The organism is Flavobacterium anhuiense (assembly GCF_004151235.1).
Taxonomy (GTDB): domain Bacteria; phylum Bacteroidota; class Bacteroidia; order Flavobacteriales; family Flavobacteriaceae; genus Flavobacterium; species Flavobacterium anhuiense_A.
This window is the reverse complement of record NZ_JUIV01000016.1, coordinates 91627-105876: the sequence shown is the minus strand read 5'-3', so window position 1 is coordinate 105876 and position 14250 is coordinate 91627. Positions and strand designations below refer to the sequence as shown.

Annotated in this window: 7 protein-coding genes; 5 read left to right on the top strand and 2 right to left on the bottom strand. The window is 36.8% G+C overall.

The window, feature by feature from the left end:
- Nucleotides 1–5: 5 nt before the first annotated feature.
- Both NU08_RS17255 and NU08_RS17250 read left to right on the top strand, forming a co-directional pair.
- Entirely contained in the window at nt 6–2036 is a 2031-nt protein-coding gene (locus NU08_RS17255; RefSeq protein WP_129748355.1) for a transketolase family protein, read from the top strand.
- 275 nt (nt 2037–2311) lie between these two features.
- Nucleotides 2312–4831: a cation-translocating P-type ATPase gene (locus NU08_RS17250; protein WP_129748354.1), complete on the top strand. Its 2520-nt coding sequence runs from the start codon at nt 2312–2314 to the stop codon at nt 4829–4831.
- 318 nt (nt 4832–5149) lie between these two features.
- Here NU08_RS17250 and NU08_RS17245 read toward each other — a convergent pair whose 3' ends face one another.
- Together NU08_RS17245 and NU08_RS22385 are read right to left on the bottom strand one after the other, a co-directional pair.
- Complete coding sequence (locus NU08_RS17245) at nt 5150–5485, bottom strand: hypothetical protein (RefSeq protein WP_242502585.1); 336 nt, start codon at nt 5483–5485, stop codon at nt 5150–5152.
- A gap of 159 nt (nt 5486–5644) precedes the next feature.
- Nucleotides 5645–5812, bottom strand: a complete 168-nt coding sequence (locus NU08_RS22385) for a hypothetical protein (protein WP_165352476.1) — start codon at nt 5810–5812, stop codon at nt 5645–5647.
- 433 nt (nt 5813–6245) lie between these two features.
- Between NU08_RS22385 and NU08_RS17240 the strand changes: the two genes are divergently transcribed.
- The 3 genes from NU08_RS17240 to NU08_RS17230 all read left to right on the top strand — a co-directional run bounded on the left by NU08_RS17240 (nt 6246) and on the right by NU08_RS17230 (nt 14161).
- Nucleotides 6246–7532, top strand: a complete 1287-nt coding sequence (locus NU08_RS17240) for a hypothetical protein (RefSeq protein WP_129748353.1) — start codon at nt 6246–6248, stop codon at nt 7530–7532.
- Between the two features lie 591 nt (nt 7533–8123).
- Nucleotides 8124–12707 (top strand): molybdopterin cofactor-binding domain-containing protein, encoded by a 4584-nt coding sequence (locus NU08_RS17235; protein WP_129748352.1) that lies wholly within the window; start codon nt 8124–8126, stop codon nt 12705–12707.
- Between the two features lie 23 nt (nt 12708–12730).
- Nucleotides 12731–14161: a hypothetical protein gene (locus tag NU08_RS17230; protein WP_129748351.1), complete on the top strand. Its 1431-nt coding sequence runs from the start codon at nt 12731–12733 to the stop codon at nt 14159–14161.
- Nucleotides 14162–14250 lie beyond the last annotated feature (89 nt).

Here is a 14250-nt window from a genome sequence, read left to right as displayed (position 1 = left end):
TAGTAATGAACAAGACAATAGACCAATTATCAGCCGATAATATTAGAGCTTTAGCAATATCAATGGTTGAAAAAGCCAATTCTGGACATCCTGGAGGATCAATGGGAGGAGCAGATTTTATGCATATTTTATATTCTGAATATCTAAAATATGATCCAACTGAAATGAACTGGATTTACAGAGATCGTTTCTTTATGGATGCCGGGCATTTATCTGCTTTAATGTACGCTCAGTACTATCTTTTGGGTAATTATGAAAAAACAGATCTTGAAAACTTCAGACAATGGGAGTCTGTAACGCCAGGTCACCCAGAAATTGATGTAAAGAGAGGAATTGAAAACACATCTGGTCCGTTGGGACAAGGGCATGTTATGGGCGTTGGAGCTGCCATTGCTGCTAAATTTCTATCTGAAAAATTCGATAATTTATTTGATCATAAAATATACGGTTTTATAACAGATGGAGGTGTTCAGGAAGAAATTTCGCAGGGAGCTGGAAGGATTGCAGGACATTTAGGATTAAACAATTTTATAATGTTTTATGATTCTAATGATGTGCAATTATCTTCTATGACCGACGAAGTAACGAGTGAAAATACGGCCGCAAAATATGAATCTTGGGGATGGAAGGTCATTACTATTGATGCTCACAATCATACTCAGATACGCTCTGCACTAAACGCCGCAAATGCCGAATTAAAAAGGCCTACGCTTATTATTGGAAGAACAATAATGGGAAAAGGCTGTGTTACTTCTGACGGGACATTATACGAAGGACAATGCGAACTTCATGGCAAACCTATCGGAGCAACAAAAGCAGATTTTATAAAAACACTTGAAAACTTGGGCGCTGATCCAAAAGATTCTTTTGCCATTTACAGCAGCGTTGAAGACCATTATAAAAAAGTTTTAGAACAAAAAACTAAGGATGCTGAAGAAAGAAAATCAAAAATCTCGGTTTGGGAAAGTCAAAATCCTAAATCTGCTAAAAAGATCCAGCAGTTTTTCGGCGGAGAACTTCCTGAAATGGATTTTAGCTCTATATCTCAAAAGGCTAATGCCGCAACACGCGATGCTTCTGCGGAGGTTTTAGGTTATTTGGCTGAAAAAGTAGAAAACATGATTGTTTCTTCTGCCGATTTGTCTAACAGCGATAAAACAGATGGTTTCTTGAAAAAAACTTCAGTGATGCAAAAAGGCAATTTCAGCGGAGCATTTCTTCAAGCTGGTGTTGCCGAACTTACAATGGCAGCAATTGCAAACGGAATGGCTCTGCATGGCGGCGTAATTCCTGTAGTAGCTACCTTCTTTGTTTTTTCTGATTATATGAAACCAGCAATGCGCCTTGCTGCAATTCAAGAGCTTCCTGTAAAATATGTGTTGACGCACGATTCGTTTAGAGTTGGAGAAGATGGACCAACGCATCAGCCAATTGAACAAGAAGCTCAGATCAGGCTTTTAGAAAAAATTAAAAACCATTCGGGTCATCAAAGCTTTTTGGTACTGCGTCCAGCTGATGCAACTGAAACTTCGGTAGCTTGGCAAATGGCAGTTGAAAATAAAACAACTCCTACTGCATTAATCCTTTCAAGACAAAACATCAAAGATCTTCCGTACAAGGATCCAAAGTTCGAGACGGCATCACAAGCTAAAAAAGGCGGTTATCTAATTAAAGAAACCCAAAATCCAGATCTTACTTTAATTGCAAACGGATCTGAGGTTGCCACTCTTTTAGAAGCGGCTTCTGAATTGGAAAAAACAAAGCAATTAAAAATAAATGTTGCTTCTATAATTTCTGAGGGCATTTTCAGATCTCAACCAAAAGAATATCAAGAAAGTATAATTCCAAAAGACGGTCTGGTTTTCGGTTTAACTGCCGGACTTCCTATTAATCTTGAAGGTTTAGCAGGTTCTCAAGGAATTGTATACGGATTAGATCATTTTGGCTACTCCGCTCCTGCTTCAGTTTTAGATCAAAAATTCGGTTTTACAGCTGAAAATATTAGCACTAAAATATTGAAGTATTTAGAAATTTAACGATAAGCTAAATTAAAGTATTAAAAAGGTTTAAAATATATATCAATATTTTTTAAACCTTTTTCGTTTTATGTTGTATTTCTTTTTTCAGATTAAAAACAACTAAAAAACAAGAACTAATGAAGCTTTAGGAACATCCATCGTTTCTTTAACTTCCCAAAACACTGATTTCCAACATTATTCATTATATTTATACTATATTTTCTATTACATTAGGCATTAATCAACTAAATTTCAATCCCTTAAAAATCATTATCGGATTAACCTAATTATCTATGTCTTACAATATACCTGAACATCTCAAAGGACTTAGCGATAACGAAGTAACTGTTGCACAAAAAAAATACGGTTACAACCAGATAAACAGTGCTGATAAAAATACGTGGCAGGAGCTTCTTATGAATATAATTAAAGAGCCCATGCTTGTGCTGTTGTTTGCTATTTCAATTATTTATGTCATCGTAGGAGATTACGGTGAGGCTATTTTTATGTTATTGGCCATTGCAGCGGTTACCACCATTTCATTATATCAGGATAATCGCAGTAGAAAAGCTTTAGAAGCACTAGAGAAACTCAATGAACCTTTAAGCAAAGTTATCCGAAACTCATATGTTATTGAAATCCCCACTCATGAAATTACTATAGGAGATCTCTGTATTATTGAAGAAGGTAAGATGATTAATGCTGACGGTGAAATTATGCACAGCAATGATTTTTCTGTGAATGAGTCTTCTCTTACAGGTGAAAGCTTATCTGTTTTTAAAAGCAATGAAAGTGATGACAATAAGGTTTACAGTGGAACTTTAGCTGTTTCAGGACTAGCCGTAATCAAAGTCGAAAAAATAGGAAAAGAAACGCGGATAGGCAAAATAGGCGTTTCTATTTCAGAAATAAAAGAAGAAACATCGCCTTTACAACTACAGATAGCACTATTTGTAAAGGGAATGGCTATTATAGGGATTGCTATATTTGTAATGGTATGCATCATTAATTACTATCACACAGATAACCTTCTAGACAGTCTACTCAATGGGCTGACACTTGCCATGTCTGTTCTGCCAGAAGAAATTCCCGTAGCTTTTTCTACCTTCATGGCATTGGGTGCATGGAAGCTAATGCGTGAGGGAATTATTGTCAAACGTAGCAACATAGTGGAAACATTGGGCAGTACAACGGTTATATGTACTGATAAAACTGGAACTATCACAGAAAATACGATGCAGCTCAAACACATCTACAATTTTGCATCGGACAAAATTTTTGATGAAAACGATTTTAATAATCCTAACCTATCTACAATTATTGACTATGCCATGTGGAGTAGCGAGCCTGTGCCATTTGATCCAATGGAAAAAAACTTGCATCGTTTGTATGAGCTATCACAAAGAGACGATCGACGTCAAGATTTTCAAATGATACACGAATATCCGCTTGAAGGCAAACCTCCAATGATGACGCATCTTTTTGAAAACACAGAAAAGGAACGGATTATAGCAGCAAAAGGTGCGCCTGAAGCTATTCTTAATGTTTCGGCACTTAATGAAAATGAAAAAAATAAGATACGCAGTATCATTCAGAACCTTGGCAGTCAAGGATTTCGAATTTTAGGCGTGGCTAGATCAGATTTTTATGGTACTAATTATCCCGACAAGCAACAGGATTTCAAGTTTGACTTTCTTGGGCTAGTGATTTTTTATGATCCTCCGAAAAAGGGCATTAAGGATGTTTTTAGCCATATCTATAATGCAGGAATAAAAGTAAAAGTAATTACTGGAGACAATATAGATACAACTAGAAGCATAGCGCTACAGGCAGGAATAAAACAGACCTCTCAAGCCATAGAAGGAAAAGACATAATGGAATATTCGGAAGTACAGCTCCTAAAAGCAGCTGAAGAAAAAATACTTTTCACACGTATGTTTCCTGATGCCAAACTTGCTGTCGTAAATGCACTAAAAATGCAAGGGGAAGTTGTCGCTATGCTTGGAGATGGCGTAAACGATTCGCCAGCTCTCAAAGCAGCTCATATAGGTGTGGCAATGGGCAGTAAGGGAACTGAGATTGCTAAAGCTGCGGCGGCTTTAGTAATTACCAATGATGATCTGGATAAATTAATTGTAGGCATTGCTTCAGGCAGAAGAATTTATGCTAATATAAAAAAAGCCGTACAGTATATAATTTCTATTCATATCCCAATTATACTTACCGTTTCTCTTCCCCTGTTTCTAGGCTGGATATTTCCACAGATATTTACGCCAGTCCACGTTATCTTTTTAGAACTGGTAATGGGACCAACCTGCTCTATTGTATATGAAAATGAGCCTATGGAACGCAATACAATGCTAAATAAACCGAGAAAAATGACCGATACTTTTCTCAATTGGAAGGAACTCTCTATCAGTATTATTCAAGGATTATTAATAACAGGTGGCGTTCTCTTTATTTATCAACATACAGTTCAAAATGGCGGGAGTGAAGAAAAAACTAGAGCAATGGTTTTCAGTACATTAATTTTTGCCAATATTTTATTGAGTCTTACCAACCGTTCGTTTTATTACAGTCTTTATGAAAGCTTCAAAAATAAAAACATTCTTTTTCCTGTCTTCAGCTTTTCAACACTTATTATACTATTTGCCATTTTATATATAGATCCTTTATCTGAATTCTTCCATCTAACGGGACTCACTATAAGAGAATTAGGTTTAGCAGTTATTATTGCTTCAATATCTGTATTATGGTTCGAAGCATACAAACTCATTAAAAGGCTAAGATTAAAAAAAACAAACCATAAATGACTAAACCACTCTGAACTGAAAGTGTACAGGTTTGTTTGACGAGAGAATAAAAGTCTCTCAATTTTAAACTTTTTATCAAAACAAAAAAAAGTCAAAAGTTTATATTTTTTCGCATTAATAAAGTAATGCAATAAATTGCAGGGTTTTAAACCCGAATGTGAGACCAATAAAAAGACATGATATCCTCAGACATCTGATCTCAACTTTAACCTCTTAATAAAATCAATCTAATCAGAGTATTTAAACTAAAAATTGTATTTAACGCTCTCCAAACTCTTTTCGACTGTAAAAAGCATCATCACTGTCATAACCTAAACCTTAATCAATATCCGGATAGCACGATTTAAATACCGCCCTTTCATAATTTCGGTCAAATCGCTGCTGTGTATTGAAGCGACCAGTCCTTCTGAAGATATCATATCCAATACCTCTTGCCATTGCAATCTTAGTATCCTTATTAATATTCACCGAACCAATCGGTATAATAAGATGACTGTCACCATCAAGGTACATAAATTCTTTTTCATTTGCATCCGCTATATTTTCATGAACCTCTCGTTGACTATCCTCAATTAAAGTCTTATCGACTTTTACACCTAGATACACAACGCGCTGCATATCTTTGTTTACCCGGAGATTGTCAACGGTACCTATCGTTCGATTATCGGCATGTACGATTTTCCATCCTCTTACATCAGAATGTCCGAGGCTACTTTATAATCTGAAAGCTCATCGAGCATGTATAAATTCCTATCTTTATTTTCCATGTTCTCTGCTAATTTTATAAATTGTATTTTATAACTCAAATCAGAACTAATTTCCAATAGTATTCGTTGGAGTAAAATTTTCGATTTCTGTTCTATTTGTATCCTGCATCTGATCGTCTCTTAGAAAGATGTAGTATACAATTGCACCAATCAAAAGCAGGGCTAGAATCCATGACCAAAGAGGCTTCTTCTTTTCAATTTTAATTTCTGCCATAACTTTCTTTTTTATTATTGATAATTGATTTTTTAACCTAATCATAAAGTTACAAACCAAAAAAGTTCATAAAGCATTCAATATCAAGCAGATGTTATACAATTTCCAGTAGCATAGAAATGCAAGAAAATCTGTCTAAATCAATCCCTTTTAGAAAGAGAAAACAAACACCGACATGATTCTCGGCATTGTATTACAATTTCTTATAGAAAAATTTAGCTTATTTTTTGTCTGATAATCATTTCAACAAATGTTAAATATTAGTAAAGCCCCATAAAGTCTAATCTTTTGCGTATATTTGCTATAAGCTCTTCCAAAAATAAAAATCTGTGTTTCTTATTGCCATTACTATTTTCTGCTTTGGCAAAATTATAAACAGTAATACTAGATTCAGAAGCGCCAAAAAAATGTAATAACTAATAGCCCCAAGACTATGAAAAAAATTACTCTAATGATTTGTTTACTGTTAGCGACAGCGGCAAAAGCACAACAAGAAAAAGGAATTATCGGATATGCTAACTGGTTGGACAACTGGACAGAATTTAAACCTCAAAAATCCGAATCTAAAGATGCAAATCAGATTCTAGCTGGTAATATCACTCAGAATACTAAACTGATGAAAAAAAACGTATACATTCTTCAAGGTAATGTATATGTAACCAATAATGCCATTCTTACTATTGATCCTGGTACAGTTATTATTGGGGATGCAGCAAGCAAAGGAACTCTAATTATCACAAAAGGAGCTAAAATCATGGCAGAAGGCCAAGAAACAGATCCTATCATATTTACCTCAAATGCAAGCATGAAAAAAGCAGGCGACTGGGGTGGCGTAGTGGTTTTAGGTGATGCACCTGTAAATAAATTTGGTGGCGCGGGCTCTTATAGCATGGATCTTGATCCTGCCCTTACCGTATATGGAGGCAACAATACAGCTAGCAGCTCAGGAATCTTAAAATATATCCGAATTGAATTTGCTGGTAGAAAAGTAAAAGGAGGAGACACCTTTAACGGACTTACAGTTGCTGGAGCAGGAAATAAAACCGTTTTAGAAAACATTATGGTAAGTTTCTCAGGAGGCGATTCTTTTGCCTTTTACGGTGGAGATTTAAATGCGTCACAGTTAGTTTCTTACAAATCTATCAATGATGATTTTAAAATCACTCAAGGAGCGCAATGTCGTCTATTCAATTCACTTGCAGTGAGATCTTCTTACCTATCAAGTAACAAAGACGGTTCAAGATGTCTAGAGGTAAAAGCTTATGAAAAGAAAAGCGAAACAGATTTCACTAGAAAATCGACTTTCGTTTCTGCTTCTAACATTACTCTTATTAATGATAGCGAAAATATTAAAGCCGATATCCAAGCTGGTTTAGTAAAAGAAGCTGTTTATGTTGGCGAAAATACTGCTCTGGAATTGAAAAGAAGTGTTGTATCAGGCTTTAATCCTGCAGTATTGTTGGACAGCAAAACTGAAATGAATAATGATAATCTGAAAAAGATCAAATTTGAAGAGATGTTTTTCAACCAATGTACTGGCAACATCTTTACGGAGAACAGCTCTGACAATTCAGATTTGGAAAATTGGTATGGCAACAGCATTTTCTCTAATGTGTATTCTCAAACCGATAATAAAGAGACCTTTGTAGATATCTACAATGCAAGAAGACCAGACTACAGACTACAGCTAGGAAAAATAACTGCATCTAGTGGCAAATAAATAAAACCATCTTATAATCAAAAGGAAACAGTCTTTACTGTTTCCTTTTTTTTTTGATCCAAATCTACCAGACAGCTAAGAATCTTTTTCCATTAATTAAATAGATAGATAGATTACACCTTGAAGTTCATCATTCATAACAAAACTACTGAAAACTGCAGATTACTTTTCTTTACCCAATATAGTAATTCCCTATTGCAAGAACTATTTTATAGGGTTTATCTTAAAAAAACACGTATTACTACCTGATTGTAATTTGAAACGTCGTCTTACATTTGTTATGATTTAATAATCGAATATTTACAGATTAATGTATTTTACTGTCTGAAATGTTTCTAGACAAGCCAATGTTATATTCTTCTAAGATAAACCATTATTAAAATCCCCTATTTCTATACTCCTATACTGTTGAAATCCTGTTGTGAAAATGCATGACAGAAAAATTTCAATAGCAGTAAACAACTCTGCGCCAAAAAAAATCTGTATGCAATACGTCTAGCATTTCCTGTCTGGTTACTATTGAATTCCATATTGATTTATTCCATTTATTAAAAATAAAAAAATCAAAATACCAAATCAATTCTTGCTACTATGAAAAACACGGTAAATTTCTTTTTAAATGGGAAACCTACGGTTATAGAGAACCCTTCTCCTGATTTACTTTTAATTGATTATTTAAGATCTCCCGAAGTCGCTCTTTGCGGGCCAAAGAAACCATGCGGACAAGGGGGCTGCGGTGGATGCACAGTTATCTTATCAGAATGGGATAATAAAGAAAAGAAACCCAATCATCTGGCAATAAACTCGTGCCTAAGACCCGTATGTTCTATAGGAGGCCTTTCTATTACTACTATTGAAGGAACTGGAGCTGCCCGAAAACCCGATCCAGAACATTTTGTACAAAAAACCAGCTCAACCCGCATGCCTGCTCCTCCAGGTGAAGATTATTCTCCAGTATTAGAAGAGGCTGAAAAGCAAGCGGGAGTTAAACATCTTGCTGTCCTAAAACAAGTTGCCCGTGCCATTAAAGACGGAAACAGTACAGCCGATATAAAACTCATAAAAAATATTTCTGATTTTCCATCTGAAGAAACACATACAGGGATAAACCCAGTCGCCTATCAATTGGCGCTTAACAACGGAAGCCAATGCGGTTACTGCAGCGTAGGATTTGTCATGAATATGTCAGAATTCATAATCAATAATAAAAACGCCACCAAAAAAGAAATTGAACAAGCTTTTGACGGTAATTTATGCCGTTGTACAGGATATCGTTCTATTCTTACAGGAATGAAAACTTTTGCTTCTGACTGGAGTAAGGATGATGAGGAAAAGAGGATGCCCTGCATGCTCGATCCTGTGGGAAAAGCCCAATTACCGGGTAAATTAGAAATACCTTTCCCAAAAGAAGCACAAAATTCGGCTATAGGTGTTTCTACCAACCGATGGGCTGCTCCGACTACACTAGAGGAACTCGCAGAAATTCTAAAAGAAAACAAAGACGTTAGATTGGTACACGCAAACACCTCTTACGGAATTTATAAAAATGAGTATCTGCCAAATACTGTTTACGCTGACATTCGATTTATTCCAGAATTAAACGAGAATAAAAAAATAACCGAAGATCATATTCATCTATCAGCCAGTACTACTTATAGCAGCTTTATTGAAATACTTTCTGAATATATTGAAGTAAAAGAAGGTGCCAAAAGCAAATCCAAATCGGATGTTACTTCGCTACAAGCATTAGACTATATGGCACGCAGAACCGCTGGGCGAATTGTCCGTAACGCTGCCACAATTGGCGGAAACACGATGCTCGTTCTAAAACATATTCCAAAAGGCACAGGCGAGCCATTTCCATCAGATCTTTTTACTGTCTTATTTGCCTTAGATATAAAAATCAGTTATTTCCAATTAGAAAAAGATGGTCAATTTAAAGCTTATACAAAAACAACAGAAGAACTTCTAGAAGCGATAAAAAAAGATTCAAAACTTGCGGACAATATTGTTCTTAGCTCGTATGAGATTCCGTTGAAAAATTCGGATGCTATTGTATTTGCTCAAAAAGTGGCACTTCGTGAGGTAAATGCGCACAGTATTGTAAATGCTACTACTAATTTCAAAATTAATAATCAAAAGATTATGGAGTCGGCAATAATTGCTCTGGGCGGTATTGCTCCATATCCGTGGAGAGCAACAGAGACTGAAAAAGCGATGATAAATAAAAAGTTGGAACTCAAAGATGCTGCTACACTTTCGGCAATTCTGGCAAAAGAAGTACGAAAAGAACTCGATCTTCAGGAAGAGCGCATGAGAGAAGTTCCTAATGAGGATTTCACTAAAGAATACCGAACGCAGTTAGCTGTATCCTTTTTTTACAAATCTATTATTAACGCTCTACTTGCTAAAGGAGTCCAAATTCCAGAAAACCTAACTTCGGCGGCTGAAAATAAATGGAGCCAATGGCCTGCAAGCGATGGTGTCCAGCATTATAAAACACAAGATTACAAAGCGCCAGTTGCACAGCCTTATATCAAGGTTACGGCCATGTATCAGACTTCAGGACAGATTCATTACACACATGAGCTTCCAGTGCCTCCTCAAACTTTAAACGGAGCATTTGTGCAAAGCCGAAAAGCCCTGATGAATTATTCTTTCGCAGTAAATAATAAAAAAGTTGAGATTGAAGAATTGCGTCTACACCTTAAAAAAGAGTTTCCTGCTTTTAGTGATATCATAACTTATGAAAATGTTAAAAACGGAGGACGTAATTATCAAGGAATGGGAAATGACCAGCCACTTTTTGCAGAAGAACTAGTGAGTTATGTTGGTCAATCTATTGCTATGGTACTCGCTTCAAACGAACAGGAAGCAATCAGAATTGCTACGGAGGTTTCAGAAAAATATATTCAGTACACAAAACCAGGAACGCCTTGGATAGGAAAATGGAGTGAACCTATTTTCGATTTTCTTGATGCAATCAAAAAAGAAAGCATCTTTCCCGACGCGCCCACTACAACTCCATTTATATCTCATATCTGGAAAATAACTCGTCCAGGAAGCCAGTTTGATTGGACAAAAGAGCAGCCAACTAAACTTGAAACTTTAATGCGTGAGCAATCCATAACTGAAAGAAAAGAGAAAGTAGACAATATTCCATGCCTAGTGGTTAACTCTTCACAGCTTTGTGGCGGACAGGCTCATTTTTATATGGAACCGCAAGCTTGTATTGCAACTCCTATAGATGAAGGCCGAATAAAAGTGCAACCATCTGTTCAAAGTCCTGGAGGAATGCACGATACAGTTGCTTCGGCATTAGCAGTGTATCATCATCAAGTAGAAGTAAATGTACCGCCTGTTGGAGGTGGATTTGGAGGAAAAACAGAACAGACTCGTTTTGTGGCCGGACCTGCTGCTATTGCCGCGAAAGCTGTGAAAAAGCCTGTTAGAATAGCCATGCCGCGTGACGAAGATACTGCTATGATAGGAAAACGACATGCTTATTATGGTGAATACGAAATTGCTGTGGACACTGGTGAATATAAACCTGAAAACAAAGGAATACTTCATGGTTTCCAGCTCAAAATGTGGGGAGATGGCGGTGCTTTTTATGACTGTTCTTTTATTGTTTCCAATTGCATCCAGTTGCGTACAGACAATGCTTACAGAATTAAAAACTTTGAAAGCCAGATCGATGTATGCAGAACCAATACCGCACCTAGCACAGCGATGCGCGCCTTTGGGGATGTACAAGGAAAAAATATTGTAGAAAATGCCATTGATGATGCTGCTGTTTCTATCAATATGAGACCCGAAGATCTGCGTGAAAAAAATCTTTATGACCGTGGAGATGTAACTCCATTTGGTCAGGCACTTACTTACTGCTACATGAAACAGGTATGGGCTTACGCTAAAGAAGTTTCAAAATTTGAAAAAAAATATGCAGAAGTCCAAAAATTCAACAAAGAAAACAAATGGTTTAAGAGGGGGATTTCTATGATTCCTGTAAAATATGGGTCAGGATACAATTTACTTATGCTGGAACAATCAGCGGCTGTTGTGGCTATTAATCCAGCTGATGGAACCGTGGTAATTCATCAGGGTGGCGTTGAAATTGGGCAAGGTCTGGTTACACAAGCACAGCAGGTAGCTTCTTATGTGTTGGGAATTCCAATGGAAATGATATTCATTGACAATGTAAATACAAGCATCACTCCTAACCCAACAAGTACTGGAGGTTCTACAGGAACTCCTTATTCATGCGAAGCCGTAAAACAAACCTGCGAGGAAATGCGATCTAGGCTTATGGAATTTGGCTATCAGATGCTAAATGAAAATGGCGAAGAATGGTGCAAAAATAAAAATATAGATTTTTGGAATTACGGCGCAGGCGAAAATAAAGGTTGGGCTAAAAAAATTACCCCAAATCCAGGAAATAAAGCCATGATATGGCAAAATCTAATCAGTTTAGCCGCCTCTCAAAGGGTAAATCTTATCGCCACTTTTAATGCTAAAATAAAAGGCGGCGAAATACAGATTCCTGCCATGACATTTAAAACCGAAAAAGATCAGCCAAATATTCCAGGTGTAGAACGCATAAAAGATGCTTCACTTGGTGGCGGTGTTGATTCCTTTGTGGGTTTCACTTATTCAGTTGCATGTTCTGTAACTGAAGTAGATATCCTTACTGGTGAAGTAAAAATCATCAGCTCTGATATTATTTATGATATGGGATGGAGTATGAATCCTGCAATTGATATAGGACAGATTGAAGGCGCTTTCGTTCAAGGAATTGGATATCTATTAACTGAAAAGTTAGTATCGGAAACAGAAGGTCCGGATATCGGGCGTTTAAATTCAACTAACACTTGGCGATACAAAATTCCTGCTATAACCACAATTCCGTTAGAAATGAATACCTATCTTTTTCCAAGGGATGAAAAGTCTGTTCAGAGCATTCCTGAAGATCCTAACCAGATATTTTCAGCCAAAGAGGTAGGAGAACCGCCTTTAGTGCTTGCCAACAGTGTCTTTTTTGCTATAAAAGATGCCATAAGAGCCTCAAGAGTAGAGCGTGGCTTATCTCCTCTATTTCGATTAGATGCTCCTGCTACTGTACAGGAAGTACGCAGAGCTTGTGAGATTACTGAAAACAATTTAGCCAATAAATAAACTATTAACCCAATCTTCAATTTATGAAACACTTAAACCCGCTTATTATAGCAATTTTCATTTTGTTTGCTTCCTGCGACAAGAAACGCGAAGAACCTGTCGCAGAAAAAAAGAACCTTGCCCTAGCAGCATTGGAACAGAAAAATTATGAAGAGGATGGATTTCCTGACTTCGGTTACATGGTAAGTCCTCAGGAATACAGAGATAAATACTCTGATCAGCCGATCTTTCGTCTAAAAACAGATTTCCCAACTGAATTGCCAGAAGAAATGCCAAAATTTCTTGATATAGATTTCAAGAAAGAACCTTTAAAATATATCGAAGCTGTACGCGACTATGGTTTTGAAGGAAATACTGAGGAATGGGATCCATACAAAAACAAAGTTCGTAATTGGTACCACATTCCATGGCTACATCCAAGTGTTGAAGGCCCAAATGCTTATCCGCCAAACGGAGGTACGGAAGGCTTTCATGGTTTAATTAAAGAAGCGCCTCTTGGACCTCTTCAATTAGGCCCTGGCCTTAAAGGAATTGAAGGTGACTATTCTGTTTATGCCATCACCCTTATCAATGATAAAGCTGGTTATGCTATGGGTAAAATGTGGAAATCTCCACAAAATCCTAATATAAAAGTACTGGACAAACGTTATGATAATGGCGGATTCCCAACGGGTACTGTCTTCATAAAACTGCTTTTCACCGATGCGCCAAAAGGCACAGATTTCGTAGACTACCTAGTTAATCCATTGACTTGGAAAGCTTATATAACCGAAAATTTCTGGAAATCTGATAAGAGAGTAGTTTCTGATGTTCACCTTCTGCAGATGGATATCTCTGTGCGCGATCCTAGAGCAGACAGAAGTCCAAGCAATCCTCAGGGAACCGGATGGGTATTTGGAACTTTTTGCTACAATGGTAAGCTCAATAAGAAAAACAAATTGATGAATCTTGTGCCTGTTGGACTTACATGGGGAAATGATCCTGAAAACAAGATTAACAAAACATCACCTTATCCTCCAATTAAAACTGAAGTAAACAAAGATTTGAAAGAGACAGTAATTTTCGAAAGTCCAAATCTGCCTCCACAACATCTTGGATGGAATGGAAGATTAGACGGTCCTGCCGATCTTAATACGGTTTCTTGCATGTCTTGCCACAATGCAGCTCAATATCCTGCGGTGACATCACTTGTTCCGCCTAATGCCGCTCCAGATGGAGGCGTGAACCCACCTGCTGGAGGAGGAGGAAAAATATGGATGGAGTGGTTTCAGAATATAGAATGCGGAACTTCTATGGATCCGAATGTATATTCAACCGATTTCTCTTTCCAGGTCGCTATTGCTTTAGAGAATTTCTTTACTGCTAAAGCTGCTTCAGAAAACGGAAAATTTGCGTCGCAGTACAAAGCTGTCCATGTGCCTATTCGCCGTGGTGACATTGCCCCTAACAAATAATTTCATACTTAAAATTAAAATCTTGCCTGCCTTAACAAGACAGGCAAGATTAAAAACAACATAAATAACCGACTAATTTAAAAAAATGG